Origin of the sequence: Microbacterium rhizomatis, assembly GCF_008710745.1 — a bacterium.
Taxonomy (GTDB): domain Bacteria; phylum Actinomycetota; class Actinomycetes; order Actinomycetales; family Microbacteriaceae; genus Microbacterium; species Microbacterium rhizomatis.
This window is the reverse complement of the sequence record NZ_VYSA01000001.1, coordinates 1716372-1735316: the sequence shown is the minus strand read 5'-3', so window position 1 is coordinate 1735316 and position 18945 is coordinate 1716372. Positions and strand designations below refer to the sequence as shown.

Sequence of the window (18945 nt, the reverse complement as noted above, 5' to 3'; positions counted from 1 at the left end):
GCCATGGCCGACGATGCCAGGCAGTTCGAGATCGACCTTCCGCCGGAGCTGATCGGCGGGGCCTACGCCGACTTCGCGAATGTGTGGCACACGCCGACCGTGTTCGTCATGGACTTCGTCACGCTCGCTCAGCCGCCGCGCGAAGAGATCGATTCCGAGACGGGCGAGCACCGCACGGTCGTTCCCGCCCGGGTGGTCAGCCGCATCCGCATCCCTCCCGAGCAGGTCTTCGAACTCGCGAAGGCCCTCACCCAGCAGCTGGAGTTCTGGGAGCAGGAGACCGGTCGTCGTTCGCCGACGACCCCTCTCATCGACCCCGGGGTCTGACGACTCGCGACCCGAACGCTCGACGCCGTGTAGACAGTCAAGCCGTGGATGTCAAGCCCCGAGGCCGATTCAGGCCGCCCACGTACGCTGATCTCGCGCTTCGGCGCACGCCGCGGCATCCGTTCGGCGAGGGATGGATGCCGCGGCCCCTCTCCTTACGTCTGTGTCGGGCGACGTCGGAGAATCGTGTCGAAGTCGGGCGATTCGGGGCGGAATCCTCCGACGAAAGCCCGATCTTCCGACGACCGCGCGCGGCGCGGGGTCAAACCGTGCCGTACAGCCGGTCGCCGGCGTCTCCGAGGCCGGGCACGATGTAGCCCTTCTCGTTGAGCCGCTCGTCGAGTGCGCCCAGCACGAGCGTGACATCGCGGCCCTCGACCTGCTTCTCGATCGCTGCGACGCCCTCGGGCGCGGCGAGGATGCAGATCGCAGTGATGTCGCGGGCTCCGCGGCGGAAGAGGAACTCCATCGCCGCGCCGAGCGATCCGCCGGTCGCCAGCATCGGATCCAGGACGAAGCACTGGCGGTCGCTCAGGTCCTCCGGGAGCCGCTCCGCGTACGTGGTCGGCTCGAGGGTCTCTTCATTGCGCGCCATGCCGAGGAATCCGACCTCCGCGCTCGGGAGGAGTTTCACCATGCCCTCGAGCATTCCGAGCCCGGCCCGCAGGATCGGCACCACCAGCGGGCGCGGCTCGCTGATGCGCACCCCGATCGTGGTCGTCACCGGCGTGCGGATCTCGACCTGCTCGACCGCGACATTGCGGGTGGCCTCGTAGGCGAGCAGCGTCACGAGCTCCTCGGTGAGCTGCCGGAAGACCGGCGACGAGGTGCGCTCGTCGCGCAGCACGGTCAGCTTGTGGGTGATGAGGGGGTGGTCGGCCACGTGCACACGCATACGCTCAGGTTAGGGCACGTGCCGCGGCGCGCCCTACGCTGGCTCCGTGGGATTGCCGGTGACCGCGCAGGACGATGGCGCGATGGCGCACGCCCTGTCGCTGGCGGCTGCCGCGGCGCGCGAGGGCGAGATCCCGGTCGGCGCCGTGGTGACGGATGCTGCGGGCACGGTGATCGGCACGGGGCGCAACGCTCGCGAACTCACCCACGACCCCACGGCGCATGCGGAGGTCGTCGCGCTGCGGGCGGCTGCGGCGAGCGTCGGCTCCTGGAACCTCGAGGGCTGCACGCTGGTCGTCACCCTCGAGCCGTGCCTGATGTGCGCGGGCGCGGCCCTGCAGGCGCACGTCTCCAGGATCGTGTTCGGGGCCTGGGACGACAAGGCCGGCGCGGTCGGATCGGTTTACGACGTCGTCCGCGACCGCCGCCTCCCCACCCGCGCGGAGGTGGTCGGCGGGGTGCGCGAGCACGAGGCATCCGCCCTCCTGCGTACCTTCTTCGCAGCCCGGCGCTGACGTCTCCCGCGGTCAGTGCGGCAGCCGGGGGAGGACTTCGCCGCCCAGGTAGGCCGTCTGGTCGAGGTCGCGCGCATCCACCGTCTGGAAGTAGACCCGCTCGGCGCCGAGCGCGATCAGCCGCTCGACCTTCTCGATGACCTCATCGGCGTCGCCGCAGATGTTCGTCCCGTCGCGGAACTGTTCGAGGCTCTTCCCCGTCGCTTCCGCTCGCCGGCGCAGCGAGGCCTCGTCGGGCGCGGCGATCGTCGGGAGCGCGACCGACAGCTTGAGGGTCGCCGGGTCGCGATCGGCCCGCTCGCACGCGATGCGCACCCGCTTGAACGCGGCGGAGATCTCGCTCTCGGGGCAGAACCCGATGTTGTATTCGGTCGCGAAGCGAGCGGCGAGGGCAGGCGTGCGCTTCGCGCCCGCGCCGCCGATGATCAGCGGCACGCGCTCCTGCACCGGTTTGGGCAGCGCCGGAGCGCCCGCGAGCGAATAGTGCTCACCCGCGAAGTCGAACGTCTCGCCCACGGGCGTCGCCCACAGCCCTGTCACGATGGCGAGCTGCTCTTCGAAGATGTCGAAGCGGCGCGAGGGGAACGGGATGCCGTAGGCCCGGTGCTCGGCTTCGAACCACCCCGTCCCGAGCCCCAGCTCGATCCGGCCGCCCGACATCGCATCGACCTGGGCGACCTGGATGGCCAGCACGGCGGGCAAGCGGTGCGTCGCCGATGAGACCAGGGTGCCGAGGCGGATCCGCGTGGTCTCTCGCGCGAGGCCGGCGAGCGTCGTCCAGGCGTCGGTCGGACCGGGGAGCGGATCGCCGTCGCCCATGCGCATGTAGTGATCGGACCGGAAGTATCCGTCGAATCCGGCACGCTCGGTCGCCAGGGCGAAGGCGAGCAGTTCGTCGTACGTGAACCCCTGCTGAGGCTCAGTGAAGGTGCAGTACTCCATGGCTCCAGCCTGCCAGGCCCGGCGAGGTGGGGCGTTCTCGTCAGTCGGACGAGGCGATCACGACGGTCTCGGTCGGGGGTCCGGGCTCGGCAGGGCGACGGTAGATGTCGGGTTCGAGGTAGATGACGGTGGCGGCTGGCACCGCGGTGCGGATGCGCGTCTCGACGGTGTCGATCTCTGCGGCCACGTCGGCGAAGCTCTTCTCGGCGGCGAAGCCGAGCTTGGCGGCGACGAGGAGCTCGTCCGGGCCGAGGTAGAGCGTCTTGACGTGGATGAGCTTCTCGACCTCGGGTCCGTTCTCGATGGCACCGACGATGCGGCCGTGATCGGCATCCGTCGCTCCTTCTCCGACGAGGAGGCTCTTCGTCTCGATGCCGAGCGTGATCGCGACGAGGATCAGCAGCGTGCCGATCGCGAGCGTGCCGACGGCGTCCCACACCGCGTCGCCGGTGATCGCGGTCAGCCCCACGCCGAAGAGGGCGAAGGTGAGGCCGATCAGGGCCGCGACATCCTCGAGGAGGACGACCGGAAGTTCGGGCGCCTTCGCGTGGCGTACGAACGACACCCACGACTGGCTCTTCCCGCGGATGTGGTTGCTCTCTTTGATGGCCGTGCGCAGCGAGAAGCTCTCGAGACCGATCGCGATCACCAGCACCCCGATCGGGATCCAGATGTTCTCGAGCGCGTGCGGGTGGATGAGCTTGTCGACGCCCTCGTAGATCGAGAACACGCCGCCGACCGAGAACAGGATGATCGAGACGACGAATGCATAGACGTAGCGTTCGCGGCCGTGACCGAACGGATGCTCTTTGTCGGCGGCTCTGCGCGATTGGCGCCCGCCGAACAGGAGCAGCAGCTGGTTTCCCGAGTCGGCGACCGAGTGGATGGCCTCCGCGAGCATCGACGCCGAGCCGGACAGGAACCACGCGATGAACTTCGCGAGCGCGATACCCATGTTCGCGAGGAAGGCCGCGATGATCGCCCTGTTGCCGCCCGATGCACTCATGGCGATGAGTCTACGGACCCCGCGCCCTCCCGCCCGCACGGAAGGAGCGGTGAGGAAGGAGCGGTGAGGAAAGAGGAGAGAGGTGAGGGGCTAGTCCGAGGAAGGGATGATGATCGCCTCGGTAGGCGGGGCGGGGTCGGCCGCCATGCCCACGTAGCCGATCACCTGCAGCAGCGCCTGCCGCACCTCCGCAGGGCGCTCCAGGTGCGGCGCGTGGCCGACGCCCTCGAGGCTCAGCTCGGAGACCGCGCCCCCGGCGGCGGCGTACGCCTCGAGTACGTCGCGCGTCTGCGTCACCATGGGCTGCGCCGGTGCGACCTCTTCGCCGGGCCAGCCCGGGATGATCCCGAGCTGCCCGAGGTGATTGAGGTCGTAGAACGACGCGTCCGACACGATCGCGTCAGCCGTGCCGTGCACCCAGAGGATCGGAGGCTTCTCGGCGAGGTCGACGATGCCCGACGCGTCGAAGTACTTCGGCGCCATCGTGTTGAGCACACCGATGGTTCCCGCGGCGAAGCCGGGCCAGTTGGGGCTCGCCGCGCCGTCGCCCGGATAGTTGCCCGTGGCGGTCGAGGTCGTCAGCATCGATTCGACCCAGACGTCTTCGTGCTCCGTCGTATATCCCGACGAGACGTACCCGGAGCGGAAGACATTGCGGGGCGAGGTCTGCGCATCATCCGAGGCGTCGCCGTCGATCAGACGCTGTACGAAATCGGGGTTCGCACCGCCGCCGCCGACTCCTGCGTCGTCGTCGGTGAGTCGTGTTCCGTCGCGACGGGTGCCGCCGAACCCGTAGGGCGAGACCGGCGCCTGCAGCGTGAGACTGAGTGCGGGATGCTCGAGCGCGTACTGCAGCACGACACCGCCCCCCATCGACCAACCCATCAGGTGCGCCGTCGGAATGCCGAGCGCCTCGAGCGTGGCGTGGACGTCGTCGCTGAAGTCCCGGAGGCCTCGAGTGGCGTCGATCGGGGCGTGTTCGGTGGAGCCGAACCCGCGGAGGTCGATCGCGATCACCCGCAGGTCGGAGGGGAGGTCCAGCATCAGCTCCTGCCAGAACAGCGATGACGAGACGTTGCCGTGGATCAGCACGAGGGTCCGGTCGGGCGGAGTGGCCGGGTCGTCGCCCTCGCGCTCGAGGATGCCGACGGTCAATCGCGGGGTCTCGACCGCGCGTGCCGTGATGCCGTCGAAAAGAGTCATGGAAGGGTTCCTCCGTCGATCGTCTCGGGGCCACCACGCCCCGCGATTCCGACTATAGACCGCAGGGCGCGAGCGCCGAGGCGAACACCCGTCGGTCCGCGCGACCGCCGTAGGATGGCGCGCATGACGAGCAACGGTGTCTCCCTCCCCCCGATCGCGATCCTCGGCGCCGGGTCGATGGGTGGAGCGATCCTGCACGGACTCGTCGGCTCCGGTCTCGCGGTGGGCGGGGTGACCGTCACCAACCGCTCCGCACAGAAGGCCGAAGCCCTTGCAGGACTCGAGGGCGTCACGAGCGTCGCCCTGGAGACGCAGCAGGACGGCAATACGGATGCTGCAGCCACCGCCGACGTCGTGCTCATCGGTGTGAAACCGGCCATGGTCCCCGACCTTCTGCGTGAGGTCGCCCCCGTCCTGCGACCGGGCACGATCGTGGTCAGCCTCGCGGCGGGCGTGACGATCGCGACGTACCAGGCGATCCTCGGCGAGCGGATCCCGGTGCTGCGCTCGATGCCGAACACTCCCGCGGTCGTCGGCAAGGCCGTGACCGGCCTCGCGGCGGGGCACGGCGTCACCCCGGCGGACGTCGCGGTCGTCCGGTCGCTGTTCGAGACGGTGGGGGTGGTCATCGAGGTGCCCGAGTCGCAGATCGACGCGTTGTCGACGATCTCCGGCTCCGGCCCCGCCTACGTCTTCCTCCTCATCGAGGAGCTCACGAAGGCCGCGAGGGGCAAGGGCTTCGACGAGGCGCAGGCGCGGCTCATGGTCGAGCAGACCTTCATCGGGGCGGCGGCGCTGCTCGAGGCTTCCGGAGAGGATCCCGCCGAGCTGCGACGCAGGGTCACGAGCCCGAAGGGCACGACGGAGCGGGCGATCGCGGTGCTGCACAGCGCCCGGCTCGACGTCGTCTTCGAGTCGGCGACGGATGCTGCGCTCGCCCGCGCGCGCGAGCTCGCCGCCGGCTGACGCTGCTGCCTGTGCGGGCGACTCCGCGCCCGACGGGTCAGAAGTCCTCGGAGGTCCTGGCTCGCGCGATGAGCGCGGTGTGCTCGGCGATCGCCGCGGCGACCGAACTCAGGTAGCCGGTGAACTCCTCGACTTGGCTCGGGTCGAGGTGAGCGGTCGCGCTCGAGACCATGGTGTTGAAGTCGGCGTGGATGCGCTCCATCACCGCGTGTGCGCGGGGTGTCAGCTCGAGGAAGATGCTCCGCCGATCGTCCGGATGATCGACTCGGTGCAGCAGATCGCCCTCGACGAGGCGACGTGAGATGAAAGTGATGGCGGCGGTCGTCACGTGCATGTGTTCGGCGAGCTGTTTGGGGGTCACGCTGATGTGCTCCCCGATGTAGAACAGAGCGCGCAGTTCGCTCGCCGAGAGGCCTTCTTCTTCGGCGATGCGTTCGCGATTGCGGTCGAGCGCGCGCGAGAAGCGAACCGCCGCCGCAGGAAACGCATCGAGTCGATGCGACCTCGCTTCAAGATCCGTCATGTCCACCTCGCCAGATCGCAAGCTTACCTGGGCTGCTGAAACAACATCTGTGACAAGAGATAACTGAGTTACTAAGTTGTATAGTACCTTTACTACTGCGGGTCGTCCGATCCCGCGACACAGTGACAAAGGAGCATGACGTGATTCCCGATCTCCTGACCGCGGGGCAGTTCGCCACGGTGTACAACGCGCTCTCGCTGGTGATCGCCGCACAGCTTTTCACGGCGATCTTCCTGGTCGTCTCGCTTCCGCGCGTTCTGGCGCGGTATCGCCCTGCCGTGACGGTCGCCCTGATCGTCTGCGGGATCGCCGCCTACCACTACTTCCGCATCTTCGACTCGTTCACCGCAGCCTTCACGACCGACTCCGTGGGTGGCACCGGCGAGTACACCCAAGCCGTGGGAGTGGCGTTCAACGAGGGCTACCGCTACGTGGACTGGCTCCTGACCGTTCCGCTCCTGCTGGTCGAGTTGGTCGCCGTGCTGGCGTTGGCCCGGGCGATGCAGAACCGTCTGCTCCTCCAGCTCGTACCGGCGTCGATCCTCATGATCGCCCTGGGCTACCCGGGCGAAGTGAGCGGCGACCTCGTCGTGCGGACCGTGTTCGGCATCCTTTCGACGATCCCCTTCCTGTTCATCCTGTACGTCCTTTTCGTCCAGCTGAGCAAGTCGCTCGCGCTTCAGCCCGAGGCGGTGCGCGGCACGCTCAGCCGCCTCCGCTTCCTCCTTGTCTTGAGCTGGGGCGTGTATCCGATCGCATACCTCCTGCCCGCGCTCGACCTCGGCGCCGACGGCTGGGTGTGGAAGCAGGTCGGCTACTCGATCGCCGACATCGTCGCCAAGGCCGTGTACGGCCTGCTCATCTACCAGGTGGCCAAGACGAAGTCGTGGCTCGAAGATCCGAAGTTCGCCGAGCACGAGCGCCCGCTCGTCGGCTCGGTGCGCAGGGTGGCGGACCTGGACAAGGCGGCCTGAGGCCGACGCCGCCCTCGGTCAGCGATCGAGGGCGGCGAAGCGCTCGATGTCGACGTTCGTACCCGACACGATGATCAGGTCGTGGTTGGTGACGACGGTGTCGGCCTCCGCGTAGCGGAACGGCTTGCCGGGGCTCTTGACACCCACCACCGTCACATTGAACTTGGTGCGCACACCGGATTCCATGAGCCCTCGGCCGCGGATGAACTTCGGCGGGTACATCTTCGCCAGCACGAAGTCGTCGTCGAAGCGGATGAAGTCCAGCATCCGGCCGCTCACCAGGTGAGCGACGCGCTCGCCGGCCTCCCGCTCGGGGTAGATCACGTGATTGGCGCCCACCCGCGCCAGGATCTTGCCGTGCGACTGCGACACCGCCTTCGCCCAGATCTGCGGCACCTTGAGGTCGACGAGGTTCGCCGTGATGAGCACGGACGCCTCGATCGAGGAGCCGACCGCGACCACCGCGACCTGGAAGTCGGCGGCGCCGATCTGCTTCAGCGCGTCGATGTTCTTCGCGTCGGCCTGGACGGCGTGGGTGACACGCTCCGACCACTTCTGCACGAGATCGAGGCTCTCGTCGATGGCGAGGACATCACGGTCGAGCCGGTCGAGCTCCCCGGCGCATGCCGCGCCGAACCGGCCGAGACCGATGACCAGGACCGGCGCATCGCCGCGGATCTGCTCAACCAACGATCGGCCTTTCCACCGGCAGCGAGTACAGCTGGGAACGGGAGGACGCGGCGACCGCCGCGGCCAGAGTCACAGTACCAACGCGGCCCATGAACATCGTCAGAGCCATGACGTAGATCGCCGGATCGGTGAGCTCCGCCGTCAGCCCTGTCGACAGGCCCACCGTCGCGAACCCCGAGATGACGTCGAAGAGCACCATTTCGATCGGGCGCTGCGAGATCTGGGCGATCGTGATCGTGGAGAGGGCGACGATCGTCGCCCCCCACGCCACGACCGAGAGCGCGACGCGCTGCACGTCGCTGGGGATCCGGCGTCCGAACGCCTCGACGGACGGGCGGCCCTTCGCCTCCGAGAACACGGCGAGGGCGAGCACGGCCAGGGTCGTGACCTTGATGCCGCCGGCGGTCGAGGCCGAACCGCCCCCGACGAACATCAGCATCGATCCGACGACGAGCGACGACCCGTTCAGATCGCCGATGTCGATGACGGAGAAGCCGCCGGACCGAGTCATCGCAGACAGGAAGAACGACTGGAAGACCGTGTCCCACGCGTTCATGCTGCCGAAGGTCTTCGGGTTGTTGAACTCCAGGAGGAGGAACGCGCACGCCCCCGCGACGAACAGCACGATCGTCGTGATCAGGGTGAGCTTGGCGTGAAGCGACCAGCGGCGCACGTGCCAGTAGTGGCGCGACAGCGTGTAGATGACCGGGAAGCCGATCGACCCGAGGAACACGCCGACCATGAGCACCGCGAGCATGAAGTAGTCGGTCGCGAACGGTGCGAGACCGCCCGCATTCGGACTGAACCCGGTGTTGGTGAACGCCATTGCCGCGTAGAAGGGCGCCTCCCACAGCGCCAGCAGCGGTGAGACGCCGCCGATGATGAGCGACGGGTACAGGAGAACGGCGAGCCCGAACTCGATCACGAGGGTCGAGAGGGCCACCGTGATCAGCAGTTGGCCGACCTCTCCGAGCCGGACGGTCTGCCCTTCGTTGACGGGGCCCCCGTGCGCGCGCAGTGGATTCGTGTCGCCCGCTGCGATGAGCTTGGCGCGCAGCCCCAGCCGCTTCGAGATGATGAGGCCGAGGATCGAGGCGAGCGTGAGCACGCCCATCGCGCCGACCTGCACGCCGATGAACACGAACACCTGGCCGAGCGGCGACCAGTAGGTGCCCATGTCGACGGTCGAGAGCCCGGTGACGCAGATCGTCGACACCGCGGTGAACAGCGCATCCGCAAACGGTGCGCGCTCGCCGCTGGCGGTGGCGGCAGGCAGCGAGAACAGCGCGGTGAAGAGCAGGATCAGGATGATGAACACCCCGACGGCGAAACGAGCGGGGGATGCTGTCGTCAGATCCCGGAACGCGTCGAACGCGTCGGCGAGCCAGGCGCGGACCGAGCGGGAACGCCGGGGGCCACCGGGGCTCGCCGCCATCCGCAGACCCCTTCCGGTTCGCTCCGCCTGCTCGGCGGACCTCCGCCGGTCCGAGCCCTGTCATGGTACTGCGGCGGGCGCGCGACTAACCTAAACACATGGCGGACATCTTCGACGTGATCGCGGACGGTACCCGTCGCGAGATCCTGCAGCTTCTCCTGGATCGCGCGACCACCGGTCAGCGGGGCACGAGCGTGTCGCACATCGTGCAAGAGCTCGGGGTGAGCCAGCCGACCGTGTCGAAGCATCTCAAGGTTCTGCGCGACGCCGAGCTGGTGTCGGTGCGCGAAGAGGGGCAGCACCGCTACTACAGCCTTTCCGCCGCGCCGCTGGACGAGGTCGACGACTGGATCGTGCCCTTCCTCAGCGACGACACCGACACCGAGGATGCGGGGGCGAGCTCGATCCTGTCGGATTCCGCCGCCCACACCGCCGAGGTGGTCGGCCGGGCCGCGGCATCCGCCAAGCACGTGGTCGCGAACGCCCTGAAGAAGCTCCCCGGTCGCTGAGCCGCCTCGCCGGAGCGCGCGTGGCGCTCGGGGAGAGCTCAGAGGGTCGGAGCAGGGGTCGGCGTGGAAGGCGTCTCGTTCGGATTCGGATTCCCGTTCGGATGCCGAGGTGTCTGCCCGTGCCTGTTCTGGCGCTGCTCGGGCCGCTCCCGGACGTCGTCGCGCCCCTGAGGCCCCGTCATCGTCTGGTGTGAGGCGGAGGCGACGTGTCCCACATGGTGCGTGGCGATGGCCCACCCGACGACGGCGCCGCCGCCGAACGTGAGTCCGAGCAGCAGGACGCCTCCGACGATGCTCCCGATGATCAGACCCACGTGGCTTCCGCCGCGTGCGGGCGGGGTGGGCGGAGCCGTGGTCTGCGGCTGGTCGTGCGGAGCGGCAGGATACGGCTGATCGGTCATGCCTGCATTAGGCGACACGATGCTGTGGGGTCATCGGGCCGGGGCTATGGGGCCGCTGGGAATCGAGTACCAGCCGTGGCATGCTTTCCCATCAGCCCCACGGGTTTACACGCGTTGCGTGCGGCCCATAGAGTGTGTCTGCCGATATCTGGGGAAATCGTGCGTCGCGCAGTGCGCTCGCATCGCAAGGGGAGAAATGACAGAGCTGGCTGAAGTTCGGTTTCTGACGGTGGCCGAGGTCGCCGAGCTCATGCGCGTCTCGAAGATGACCGTCTACCGGCTCGTGCACTCGGGCGAACTGCCCGCGGTGCGCTTCGGGCGAAGCTATCGGGTACCCGAAGCGGCGGTGTCCGAGGCTCTGCAACGGCCGATCGCCGACGTCGGCTAGACTGTCCCCAGGCATATTCCGCATCTGCCTTTTTCCTGGGTCCCGGATCGCTGAGCGATTCTCCGGCCCAACCCCCGACGTAGTGAGGTTTTCCGTGGGTTCAGTCATCAAGAAGCGCCGCAAGCGCATGGCGAAGAAGAAGCACCGCAAACTGCTTCGCAAGACTCGCCACCAGCGCCGCAACAAGAAGTAGCGGCAGCGAACACCGAGCGCCTGTCCACCGGACGGGCGCTTCGTGCATCCCACGCGGGACGCCATCGCAGGACACGACAGGCACGCATCCGGCACCGCCCGAGGAGGATTCCGATGAACACGATCACGGTCCAGCAGCTGCGCGAGCGCGTCGGCGTGCCGCTCATCGACGTGCGCGAAAGCCACGAATTCGAGGCCGGGCACATACCGGGCGCCGTCAACCTGCCGATGTCGAGCATCGGCGAGCACCTCGACGAGCTGCCGGACGGCGCGTTCGACGTGGTCTGCGAAATCGGCGGCAGGTCGGCCCGAGTGGTCGAGGCGCTCGAAGCGCGGGGTCACGACGCGACGAACGTCGTGGGCGGAACAGCCGGCTGGGTCGCAGCCGGCTACCCCGTCGAAGTCTGAGTGTCACCGGTCATCCCTAGGATGAGAACCGTGACTTCGCGAATCTCCTTGACCGTCATCGGCAAACCCGATTGCCACCTGTGCGATGTCGCGCATGACATCGTCGAGCGTGTCGTCGCCGACCTGCCTGATCACGTCGCCGATCGTGTCGATATCACCGAGCTGTCGATCCTCGACGACCCCGCTCTCTACGAGCTGTGGTGGGAGAAGATCCCCGTCGTGCTCATAGACGAAGACCTGCACGCTCACTGGCGTGTCTCCTCCGAGGGCCTGCGCGGTGCGATTCTGACCGCGAGCGATCGGGCGGAGGTGCGTTCGTGAGCATCCGCCACATCGTTCTCTGGCGCCTGGCCGCCGACGACGCCGACACCCGGGCGGTGCACGCCGAAGAGATGACGCAGCAACTCGAAGGGCTCGCCGACGTGATCGATGAGATCGAGAGCATCCAGGTGCGCCCCAATGTGGCGTTTCCCGGCACCAACTGGGACGTCGCTCTCGTGGCCGACTTCGCCGACACCGCTGCGCTCGAACGGTACATCGAGCACCCCGCGCATCAGAAGGTCGTGGGCTTCGTACGCGAGGTCACGTCCGAGCGAGCGGCGATCGATCTGCCGCTCTAGCGGCTACTTCTCGATCTCGACGGTCTCGGCTCCGGGGGCGTTGCTCTTGACGGACTCGATGCCGCCGATCGCGCTCGCTTTCGAGGAGTATCCCTGACTGGTCGCGATGACCTGGCCGTTGGATGCTTTGAGGTTGAAGCGCCAGTCGCCACCCTTGTCGACCCACAGTTCGAATTTGCCAGCCATGTCCGTTCCCTTTCCCACCCGGTCGACCGACCGCTGCCGGTCGGGGCCCCAATGCCCTCGGCTCACGCTAGCGGCGGTCCCGGTGCGGAGGCAATGGAGCGGTGAGAGGCGTGCTACGCCGTGAGGACGGTGCGCAGTGCGATGAGATCGGAATCCGTCAGCCCGCCTGCGCGCAGATACTCCGCCGACCCGCCCGCGTGATCTTCGACCCATGCGAACGCCTCCTCGATCGCGGCCGGGGGGGGGTCGTCGAGATGAGGTCCTTGACGTGAGCAGTGAGAGGCACTCCCATCTGGCGTAACTGGCCGTACACCCCCTCGGACCACGTGCCCGCGAGGCGCTTCTCGCTCGCGGCATAATCGGCCACGACGGCGTCACGCGTCACCCCGATGGCGTCGAGCAGGATCGCCGTCGCGACTCCGGTGCGATCCTTGCCCGCGGAGCAATGCACCAGAACGGCGGAGCGCCGCCCGGCACTGACCGCGGCCACCAGCCGGGCGGCGCCCGCGAAGGAAGAGGCGCCGTGCTCGAGCATCCTCACGTAGACCTCGCCGAGTGTCGGGAGCTGTGCCATCGTGTCTGCGACGGCGTCGGAGGGGAGGGCTGCGTTCGCACGGCCCTCGAGCGCGTCATTGGCGGCCTGCTGAGCCGTGTCGTTGAATGTGCCCTCCAGCAGCGGCAGCACGACCGACTGGAGCGGTCGCGACGTCGGCAGGCGATCAGGGGCCAGCCGACGCTCCATCGGGGTGCGGAAGTCGACCACGACACCGATGTCGCTCGCAGCGAGTTGTTCGACCCCTCTCGCCGTCAGATTGCCGAGCGCGTCCGACCGGTACAGGATGCCGGAACGTGTCGTGCCGCCCCCCTTGAGAGGGAGTCCACCGACATCTCGGAAGTTGAATGTGCCATCGAGTCTGCGAGTCGTCACGCACCGAGCCTAAGCGCAGTTACGCTCTGGTGCGAATCGGCCGTTATGGTTTCGATCGCGCTTACGGCGCCAGACGGGTCGGCCCGCGGAACAGGAACGTGACCTCGCGGATCGACGACTCGCCGAGCAGGAGCATCAGCAGGCGCGCTTGGCCCATGCCGAAGCCGCCGTGCGGAGGCACGCCGTAGCGGAAGAAGTCGAGGTAGTGCTCCAGACCTCCGAGCGCGAGCCCCTTCTCCACCGCCTGCGCCTCGAGGACCTCGATGCGGTGCTCGCGTTGAGCTCCGGTGGTGATCTCGACGCCCTTGTACAACAGGTCGTAGCTCTTGGTGAGGCCGGTCGCGGCATCCTTCATGTGATAGAACGGCCGGATCTCGAAGGGGTAATCGGTCACGAAGACGAAATCGTGGTCGAAGGTCTCTTTCACGTGTGCCGAGACCTGGCGTTCGCCCTCGGGCTCGAGGTCGCCGTCGGTGCGCTGGGTCACGTGACCTCGGGCCGCCACGATGTCGCGCGCCTCGGCGAGCGGGATCCGCGGGAAGGGGAGCGAGGGGACGATCACCTCGACGCCGAAGAGTTCCTCGATCTCGGCGCCGTGCTTTGCTTTCACCGCCGAGATCGCGGCCGCCAGCAGCTCCTCCTGCATGGTCGCGACGTCTTCATGCGAATCGATCCAGCTGATCTCGGCGTCGATGCTGGTGAACTCGGTGGCGTGGCGACTCGTGAAGCTGGGATCGGCGCGGTACACGTCGCCGATCTCGAAGATCTTGCCGAAGCCGGCGGCCTGCGCCATCTGCTTGTAGTGCTGGGGGCTCTGTGCGAGGTAGGCCGTCTGGTCGCCGAAATACTCGAGCGAGAACAGCTCGGCGTTGGACTCCGAGGGGCTCGACATGAGCTTGGGGGAGTGGATCTCGATGTAGTCGCGCTCGATCCACCACGTGCGCATCGCGTGCTCGAGGGTGGTGGCGACGCGGAAGATGAGGTTGTTGCGGCGCTGGCGCAGATCGAGGAACCGCCAGTCCATCCGCTTGTCGAGGCCGCTGTCTGCGGCGATGGGCGTCTCGGCGAGGGCGGCCCCGGCGATCTCGAGAGCGCCGATCTTCACCTCGACGCCGCCGAGCTTCACGCGCTCGTCGTGCTTGAGCTCGCCGGTGACCGTCAGGAACGTGCCGGTCGCGAGAGCCGAGATGGTGTCGGTCAGTGCGAGCGCGTCGGCGTCCTGCGGGTCGGGCGAGTCGGCGACGGGGCGGGTCGCGGGGTTCACGAGCTGGACGGCGCCGGTCTCGTCGCGGAGGATGACGAACTGGACCTTCTTCTGGTCGCGCACCGTCTCGACCCACCCCGACACCGAGACGGGTCCGTCGGGAAGGGATTGCAGCTGGTCGATCACTACGCGCTCACTCACGAGGGTTCAGTCTACGGGGGCTGCCGGGCTCGACGATCGGCGGCCTACGATGAGCGGGTGACGATGCCGCCCGACCACCCGCGCCCGTCTCTGCGGCGCCCCGGGCGCAAGCCGCTCATCGTGTGGGACGTCGTGGTGACGTCGATCCTCCTGACGGCGCTCGCGTTCGTCTCTTTCGCCGTCTCGGTGTTCGGAGCGTTCCTAGTCATGGCATCGGACCCGTGCGGATCGACGAACTGCAACAACGGCCTCATCGCCTTCGGCGTCCTGGTCGCGATGGGGCTGCCGTGGATCGTGTTCGTCGCCACGGTGGTCGTCGCGATCATCCTGATGGCCAAGCGCCGCATCGCCTTCTGGGTGCCACTGGCCGGCTCGCCGCTGGTGGTCGGCGCGTGGTTCCTCGGTGCGGCGCTCGCCTCCGCCGGCGGACCGGTCGGCTGACGCTCAGCCCGTCCTCAGATCAGCCCGCCGTAGACTGGATGCGTGCCCGCCGATCGCCTCCACCTCGTGCGCCACGGCGAGGTCCACAACCCCGGCCGCGTGCTGTACGGGCGGCTGCCGGACTTCCGCCTCAGCGCCGACGGCCGTCGGATGGCGAGGGACGCCGCCGAGTACGTCCATGCCCTCGCGCGGCCGGTGTCATCGATCGTCGTGTCTCCACTGCAGCGCACGCGCGAGTCGGCGGAGCCGTTCACCTCACTGTTCGGGATCGACCCGGTCATCGATGAGCGGGTCATCGAGCCGACCAACGTCTTCGAGGGCAAGCGCATGAAGCGCGCACTGCTGAACCCGCTCAACTGGCGGTATCTCGCGCGTCCCGCGATCCCCAGCTGGGGCGAGCCGTACGCGCAGATCATCGGCCGGATGGACGCGGCGATGACGGATGCCTGGAATCGGGCCCCCTCGGGCGACGTCGTCGTCGTCTCGCACCAGCTCCCGATCTGGGTGACGCATCTGTCGGTTGCGGGACTTCCCGCGCGCCACGACCCGCGCCAGCGCCGCTGCGGGCTGTCCAGCGTCACGAGCTTCGAGCGTCGCGACGGAAAGTGGACCGAGGTCGGCTACGCCGAGCCGGCGGCCACATCCGGCTCGATCGATGTGGGAGCGGTCTGATGCCGTCGTCGGGTCCGCGAACCGCGAGGCAGCGCCGGCGCTGGCGCGCTGCATCCGCGATCCTCGCGATCGGACTGGTCGTGGGGCTTTCGGCCTGCGCGAACGATCCGCTCGCCGAGCAGTACAAGGCGGGCGACAACAAGGGCTTCATCGCCGCCAACGGGTTCCAGGTCAAAGAGATCGCCAGCGCAGACCGCGGAGCGCCGGTGGTCTTCCAGGGGAAGACAGAGTCGGGAGTCGTCGTCGCGAGCGACGACTACGCCGGCGACGTGCTCGTCGTGAACTTCTGGTACGCCGCATGCGGGCCCTGCCGTGCGGAGGCGCCGCAGCTCGAGAAGGCGTATGCGGCGTTCACGGGCAAGCCGGTCTCGTTCCTCGGCGTCAACACGAGCGATTCGCCCGAGACGGCCGCGGCGTTCGCGAGCGACTACGGCATCACCTACCCGAGTCTCATCGCGGCCACCGACGGCGCCATCAAGCTCGCGTTCGCCGACGCGACCTCGCTCAACGCGACGCCGACCACGCTCGTCATCGACAAACAGGGCCGGGTCGCCGCTCGTGTGATCGGTCAGCTGGAGGACGCGTCGATCCTGCAGACGCTCGTCCAAGACGCCTTGGACGCACAGTGACCGCGGGCGCGGCATCCGTTCGTCGGAGAATCAGCCGAATGTCGGAGGATTCCGCCGAAATCCTCCGACCGAAGCCCGATTCTCCGACCGGGGCGGTCCGATGAACCTCGACGCGATCGTCGCCGGCGGGGCGCTCTGGGTGGCGGTGCCGCTCGCGCTCGCCGCCGGGCTGCTGTCGTTCCTGTCTCCGTGCGTGCTGCCGCTCGTTCCGGGCTACCTGGGGTTCATCGGCGGGGCCGTGGCTCCACGACCGCGGGTGAACGCTCGTCGCGGGATGCCGGCATCCGTCCGTGACTCGGACGATCGGGCGGCAACCGTGCTCACCTCGACCGACGTTCCTCCCGTCGAGGTCGCGCCCGGCCGCGGCCGCCTCCTGCTCGGCGTGCTGCTGTTCATCGCCGGATTCACCGTGGTGTTCATGGCCGTGACGATCCTCGGCGGGACGCTCGGCCGGTTCTTCCTCCAGTACGCCGACGTCATCACGCGGGTGCTCGGTGTCGTCGTCATCCTGCTCGGACTGGTGTTCATCGGCGTGTTCGGGCTCGCCCAGCGCACGGTGCACCCGCAGGTGCGCTCGAATGTGGGGCTCATCGGCGCTCCGCTCCTGGGGCTCGCGCTCGGCATCGGGTGGACGCCGTGCATCGGCCCGACGCTGGGGGCGATCATCTCGGTGTCGTGGAATCTCGGCGATCCGGGCCGTGCCGCTCTCCTCGGGCTCGCGTATTCACTGGGGCTGGGCATCCCGTTCATCCTCCTCACACTCGGCTTCGGCTGGGCCTCTCGGTCCGTGACGTTCCTTCGCCGCCACATCCGCACGGTGAACCTCATCGGCGGAGCGCTACTGGTCGGCCTCGGTGTGCTCATGGTCACCGGCGTCTGGACCACGATGATGGCGCAGCTGCAGGGGGTGGTCGGCAATGTCCCACTCCCGCTCTGACGCCGACGCGCGCGGCGCGTCCGAGGCGGATGACGGCAGCGAGCCGCTCCGCCCGTCCGATCACGTCGACGGCGTCGCGGTGGATGCTCCGGCATCCGACGACATCATCTCGCCGAAGCTCGGTCTCGTCGGTTGGCTGCGCTGGGGGTGGCGGCAGCTCACGAGCATGCGCACCGCGCTCGTGCTGCTGCTCCTGCTCGCAATCGCCGCGGTACCCGGATCCATCGTGCCGCAGCGCAGCGCCGACCCCAACGGCGTCACGCAGTACTTCGCGAGCAACCCCGACCTCGCGCCGGTGCTCGACAAGCTTCAGCTCTTCGACGTCTATTCGTCGGCGTGGTTCTCGGCGATCTACATCCTGCTGTTCATCTCGCTCATCGGCTGCGTGATCCCGCGCACTCAGCACCACTGGAAGGCGCTGCGCGCGCGCCCACCGCGCACGCCCGCCCGCCTCGCGCGACTGGACGACCACACCGAGTCCCTCGTCGAGATCGTGCCGGGTCAGGATGCCGCGGCCACCGCCGACCTGGCGATCGGCCTGGCCGAGACCCAGCTGAAGCGGGCCGGGTACCGGGTGGAGCGCTACGACTCGCGCGGCGTGCTGTCGGTCTCGGCTGAGCGCGGGTACATCCGAGAGACGGGAAACCTCGTCTTCCACACGGCGCTGATCGGCGTGCTGCTCGCCGTCGCGGTGGGCGGCGGCTTCACCTACACGGGCCAGGGCGTGATCATCGAGGGGCGCACCTTCGTCAACACCATGCTCGACTACACCTCGTTCAACCCCGGCCGGTTCGTGGATCCCGAGCAGCTCACGCCCTACGGGCTCACGCTCGACAAGTTCTCGATCAATTACCAGCCGGCCGGCACGAAGGGCGAGGGGCAGGCGGGCGACTTCGTCGCGCATCTGACCACGCAGCTGTCCGGAGAGCCCGCGCAGACCGGCGAGGTGCGGGTGAACCATCCGCTCGACATCGCCGGCGATCGCGTGTACCTGATGGGCAACGGCTACGCGCCGACGATCACGATCCGCAATGCCGCCGGCGACGTGATCTACGACGAGTCGGTGCCCTTCCTCCCGCAGGACAAGAACATGACCTCGGTCGGCGTGATCAAGGTCGCCGACGGGCTGCCCGAGCAGCTCGGACTGGTCGGCTTCTTCTATCCGACCCAGGCCCAGCTCGAGAGCGGTGCGTTCACCTCGCGGTACCCCGCGCTGATCAACCCGGTCGTGACGCTCAACGTGTACTCGGGCGACCTCGGGATCAACGACGGCACGCCGCGATCGGTCTACACGCTCGACCCGACCGGGATGACCCAGCTGACCGGCGGCACGACGGGCGTCGATTCGATCCAGCTCGCCCCGGGGGAGACGGCGGATCTGCCGGACGGCTACGGCACGATCACGTTCGACAACGAATCGCCCGCCGGGGCCAAGGGGTACGACGGATCGGTCAAGCGCTTCGTGTCGCTGTCGGTGCACCGCGACGTCGCCGCGCCCTGGGTGCTGGCCTTCGCGGTCATCGCACTGCTCGGCCTGATGGCCGCGCTGTTCGTGCCGCGCCGGCGCATGTGGGTCAAGGCGACCCGCGACGGCAGCACGGTCCGGATCGAGTACGCCGGACTCGCCCGGGGCGAGGATCCGACGCTGGGCGCGGCGGTCGAACAGGTCGCGCAGCGGCACGGCGACGCGCTCGAGGCGGCGCTGCGCGCGCAGCGCTGACGGACTCGATCCGGCCGGGGCGCAGCATCCGCGC

Annotated in this window: 26 protein-coding genes; 15 read left to right on the top strand and 11 right to left on the bottom strand. The window is 68.3% G+C overall.

The window, feature by feature from the left end:
- Positions 1-3: 3 nt before the first annotated feature.
- Positions 4-327 (top strand): DUF3467 domain-containing protein, encoded by a 324-nt coding sequence (locus F6B43_RS08060; protein ID WP_150448275.1) that lies wholly within the window; start codon positions 4-6, stop codon positions 325-327.
- 262 nt (positions 328-589) lie between these two features.
- Here F6B43_RS08060 and upp read toward each other — a convergent pair whose 3' ends face one another.
- Entirely contained in the window at positions 590-1222 is a 633-nt protein-coding gene (upp, locus tag F6B43_RS08055; protein WP_150448274.1) for a uracil phosphoribosyltransferase, read from the bottom strand.
- 46 nt (positions 1223-1268) lie between these two features.
- On the opposite strand from upp, the gene F6B43_RS08050 reads away from it, so the two are divergent.
- Complete coding sequence (locus F6B43_RS08050; protein ID WP_343030082.1) at positions 1269-1736, top strand: nucleoside deaminase; 468 nt, start codon at positions 1269-1271, stop codon at positions 1734-1736.
- 12 nt (positions 1737-1748) lie between these two features.
- On the opposite strand, the gene F6B43_RS08045 is transcribed toward F6B43_RS08050, so the two are convergent.
- The 3 genes from F6B43_RS08045 to F6B43_RS08035 form a co-directional block, all read right to left on the bottom strand.
- A complete protein-coding gene (locus F6B43_RS08045) occupies positions 1749-2678 on the bottom strand; it encodes an LLM class F420-dependent oxidoreductase (RefSeq protein ID WP_150448273.1) in 930 nt (309 codons plus the stop codon).
- Positions 2679-2718: 40 nt separating this feature from the next.
- The gene (locus F6B43_RS08040) at positions 2719-3684 is read right to left on the bottom strand and encodes a cation diffusion facilitator family transporter (protein WP_150448272.1); all 966 of its coding nucleotides are present in this window, start codon (positions 3682-3684) and stop codon (positions 2719-2721) included.
- A 90-nt stretch (positions 3685-3774) separates the two neighbouring features.
- Positions 3775-4887 (bottom strand): alpha/beta fold hydrolase, encoded by a 1113-nt coding sequence (locus F6B43_RS08035; RefSeq protein ID WP_150448271.1) that lies wholly within the window; start codon positions 4885-4887, stop codon positions 3775-3777.
- A gap of 123 nt (positions 4888-5010) precedes the next feature.
- Between F6B43_RS08035 and proC the strand changes: the two genes are divergently transcribed.
- The gene (gene proC, locus F6B43_RS08030) at positions 5011-5853 is read left to right on the top strand and encodes a pyrroline-5-carboxylate reductase (protein ID WP_150448270.1); all 843 of its coding nucleotides are present in this window, start codon (positions 5011-5013) and stop codon (positions 5851-5853) included.
- A gap of 37 nt (positions 5854-5890) precedes the next feature.
- Here proC and F6B43_RS08025 read toward each other — a convergent pair whose 3' ends face one another.
- The gene (locus F6B43_RS08025; protein WP_150448269.1) at positions 5891-6376 is read right to left on the bottom strand and encodes a MarR family winged helix-turn-helix transcriptional regulator; all 486 of its coding nucleotides are present in this window, start codon (positions 6374-6376) and stop codon (positions 5891-5893) included.
- 140 nt (positions 6377-6516) lie between these two features.
- Between F6B43_RS08025 and F6B43_RS08020 the strand changes: the two genes are divergently transcribed.
- Positions 6517-7350 (top strand): bacteriorhodopsin, encoded by an 834-nt coding sequence (locus F6B43_RS08020; protein ID WP_150448268.1) that lies wholly within the window; start codon positions 6517-6519, stop codon positions 7348-7350.
- An 18-nt stretch (positions 7351-7368) separates the two neighbouring features.
- Here the strand turns inward: F6B43_RS08020 and F6B43_RS08015 are convergent, their stop codons facing one another.
- Positions 7369-8040 (bottom strand): potassium channel family protein, encoded by a 672-nt coding sequence (locus tag F6B43_RS08015; protein ID WP_150448267.1) that lies wholly within the window; start codon positions 8038-8040, stop codon positions 7369-7371.
- Positions 8033-9475, bottom strand: coding sequence for a TrkH family potassium uptake protein (locus tag F6B43_RS08010; protein ID WP_150448266.1), 1443 nt, complete (start codon positions 9473-9475; stop codon positions 8033-8035). The genes F6B43_RS08015 and F6B43_RS08010 overlap by 8 nt, the downstream gene beginning before the upstream one ends.
- A 98-nt stretch (positions 9476-9573) precedes the next feature.
- On the opposite strand from F6B43_RS08010, the gene F6B43_RS08005 reads away from it, so the two are divergent.
- On the top strand, positions 9574-9984 hold the full coding sequence (locus tag F6B43_RS08005; RefSeq protein ID WP_150448265.1) for an ArsR/SmtB family transcription factor: 411 nt from the start codon (positions 9574-9576) through the stop codon (positions 9982-9984).
- A 38-nt stretch (positions 9985-10022) separates the two neighbouring features.
- Here F6B43_RS08005 and F6B43_RS08000 read toward each other — a convergent pair whose 3' ends face one another.
- Positions 10023-10385, bottom strand: coding sequence for a hypothetical protein (locus tag F6B43_RS08000; RefSeq protein WP_150448264.1), 363 nt, complete (start codon positions 10383-10385; stop codon positions 10023-10025).
- Positions 10386-10581: 196 nt separating this feature from the next.
- Between F6B43_RS08000 and F6B43_RS07995 the strand changes: the two genes are divergently transcribed.
- The 5 genes from F6B43_RS07995 to F6B43_RS07975 all read left to right on the top strand — a co-directional run bounded on the left by F6B43_RS07995 (position 10582) and on the right by F6B43_RS07975 (position 11993).
- On the top strand, positions 10582-10773 hold the full coding sequence (locus F6B43_RS07995; protein ID WP_150448263.1) for a helix-turn-helix domain-containing protein: 192 nt from the start codon (positions 10582-10584) through the stop codon (positions 10771-10773).
- A 94-nt stretch (positions 10774-10867) separates the two neighbouring features.
- Positions 10868-10966, top strand: coding sequence for a 30S ribosomal protein bS22 (locus F6B43_RS07990; RefSeq protein ID WP_003792170.1), 99 nt, complete (start codon positions 10868-10870; stop codon positions 10964-10966).
- Between the two features lie 113 nt (positions 10967-11079).
- Positions 11080-11373, top strand: coding sequence for a rhodanese-like domain-containing protein (locus F6B43_RS07985; protein WP_150448262.1), 294 nt, complete (start codon positions 11080-11082; stop codon positions 11371-11373).
- A gap of 30 nt (positions 11374-11403) precedes the next feature.
- Positions 11404-11694, top strand: coding sequence for a glutaredoxin family protein (locus F6B43_RS07980; RefSeq protein WP_425486807.1), 291 nt, complete (start codon positions 11404-11406; stop codon positions 11692-11694).
- Entirely contained in the window at positions 11691-11993 is a 303-nt protein-coding gene (locus F6B43_RS07975; RefSeq protein ID WP_150448260.1) for a Dabb family protein, read from the top strand. Before F6B43_RS07980 ends, F6B43_RS07975 begins: the two co-directional genes overlap by 4 nt.
- A gap of 3 nt (positions 11994-11996) precedes the next feature.
- On the opposite strand, the gene F6B43_RS07970 is transcribed toward F6B43_RS07975, so the two are convergent.
- From F6B43_RS07970 to aspS, 3 genes are all read right to left on the bottom strand, one after another.
- Positions 11997-12179, bottom strand: coding sequence for a YegP family protein (locus tag F6B43_RS07970; RefSeq protein WP_150448259.1), 183 nt, complete (start codon positions 12177-12179; stop codon positions 11997-11999).
- 157 nt (positions 12180-12336) lie between these two features.
- Entirely contained in the window at positions 12337-13107 is a 771-nt protein-coding gene (locus F6B43_RS07965) for a tyrosine-protein phosphatase (protein WP_150448258.1), read from the bottom strand.
- A gap of 61 nt (positions 13108-13168) precedes the next feature.
- Positions 13169-14512: an aspartate--tRNA(Asn) ligase gene (gene aspS / locus F6B43_RS07960; protein WP_150448257.1), complete on the bottom strand. Its 1344-nt coding sequence runs from the start codon at positions 14510-14512 to the stop codon at positions 13169-13171.
- Positions 14513-14569: 57 nt separating this feature from the next.
- Here aspS and F6B43_RS07955 point away from each other — a divergent pair, with 57 nt between their 5' ends.
- From F6B43_RS07955 to resB, 5 genes are all read left to right on the top strand, one after another.
- Complete coding sequence (locus F6B43_RS07955; protein ID WP_150448256.1) at positions 14570-14953, top strand: hypothetical protein; 384 nt, start codon at positions 14570-14572, stop codon at positions 14951-14953.
- A gap of 42 nt (positions 14954-14995) precedes the next feature.
- A complete protein-coding gene (locus tag F6B43_RS07950; RefSeq protein WP_150448255.1) occupies positions 14996-15625 on the top strand; it encodes a histidine phosphatase family protein in 630 nt (209 codons plus the stop codon).
- Positions 15625-16254 (top strand): TlpA family protein disulfide reductase, encoded by a 630-nt coding sequence (locus tag F6B43_RS07945; protein ID WP_150448254.1) that lies wholly within the window; start codon positions 15625-15627, stop codon positions 16252-16254. Before F6B43_RS07950 ends, F6B43_RS07945 begins: the two co-directional genes overlap by 1 nt.
- Before the next feature lie 100 nt (positions 16255-16354).
- Positions 16355-17191: a cytochrome c biogenesis CcdA family protein gene (locus F6B43_RS07940; protein ID WP_150448253.1), complete on the top strand. Its 837-nt coding sequence runs from the start codon at positions 16355-16357 to the stop codon at positions 17189-17191.
- The gene (gene resB, locus F6B43_RS07935; protein WP_150448252.1) at positions 17172-18911 is read left to right on the top strand and encodes a cytochrome c biogenesis protein ResB; all 1740 of its coding nucleotides are present in this window, start codon (positions 17172-17174) and stop codon (positions 18909-18911) included. Before F6B43_RS07940 ends, resB begins: the two co-directional genes overlap by 20 nt.
- The last annotated feature ends 34 nt before the right edge of the window (positions 18912-18945 follow it).

What these genes read in the sequence shown, in the direction of transcription:
- F6B43_RS08060 (WP_150448275.1), top strand. Translation starts at nt 4, where the DNA reads ATGGCCGACGATGCCAGGCAGTTCGAGATCGACCTTCCGCCGGAGCTG.
- upp (WP_150448274.1), bottom strand. Translation starts at nt 1,222, where the DNA reads ATGCGTGTGCACGTGGCCGACCACCCCCTCATCACCCACAAGCTGACC.
- F6B43_RS08045 (WP_150448273.1), bottom strand. Translation starts at nt 2,678, where the DNA reads ATGGAGTACTGCACCTTCACTGAGCCTCAGCAGGGGTTCACGTACGAC.
- F6B43_RS08040 (WP_150448272.1), bottom strand. Translation starts at nt 3,684, where the DNA reads ATGAGTGCATCGGGCGGCAACAGGGCGATCATCGCGGCCTTCCTCGCG.
- F6B43_RS08035 (WP_150448271.1), bottom strand. Translation starts at nt 4,887, where the DNA reads ATGACTCTTTTCGACGGCATCACGGCACGCGCGGTCGAGACCCCGCGA.
- proC (WP_150448270.1), top strand. Translation starts at nt 5,011, where the DNA reads ATGACGAGCAACGGTGTCTCCCTCCCCCCGATCGCGATCCTCGGCGCC.
- F6B43_RS08025 (WP_150448269.1), bottom strand. Translation starts at nt 6,376, where the DNA reads ATGACGGATCTTGAAGCGAGGTCGCATCGACTCGATGCGTTTCCTGCG.
- F6B43_RS08010 (WP_150448266.1), bottom strand. Translation starts at nt 9,475, where the DNA reads ATGGCGGCGAGCCCCGGTGGCCCCCGGCGTTCCCGCTCGGTCCGCGCC.
- F6B43_RS08005 (WP_150448265.1), top strand. Translation starts at nt 9,574, where the DNA reads ATGGCGGACATCTTCGACGTGATCGCGGACGGTACCCGTCGCGAGATC.
- F6B43_RS08000 (WP_150448264.1), bottom strand. Translation starts at nt 10,385, where the DNA reads ATGACCGATCAGCCGTATCCTGCCGCTCCGCACGACCAGCCGCAGACC.
- F6B43_RS07995 (WP_150448263.1), top strand. Translation starts at nt 10,582, where the DNA reads ATGACAGAGCTGGCTGAAGTTCGGTTTCTGACGGTGGCCGAGGTCGCC.
- F6B43_RS07985 (WP_150448262.1), top strand. Translation starts at nt 11,080, where the DNA reads ATGAACACGATCACGGTCCAGCAGCTGCGCGAGCGCGTCGGCGTGCCG.
- F6B43_RS07970 (WP_150448259.1), bottom strand. Translation starts at nt 12,179, where the DNA reads ATGGCTGGCAAATTCGAACTGTGGGTCGACAAGGGTGGCGACTGGCGC.
- F6B43_RS07945 (WP_150448254.1), top strand. Translation starts at nt 15,625, where the DNA reads ATGCCGTCGTCGGGTCCGCGAACCGCGAGGCAGCGCCGGCGCTGGCGC.
- F6B43_RS07940 (WP_150448253.1), top strand. Translation starts at nt 16,355, where the DNA reads ATGAACCTCGACGCGATCGTCGCCGGCGGGGCGCTCTGGGTGGCGGTG.
- resB (WP_150448252.1), top strand. Translation starts at nt 17,172, where the DNA reads ATGTCCCACTCCCGCTCTGACGCCGACGCGCGCGGCGCGTCCGAGGCG.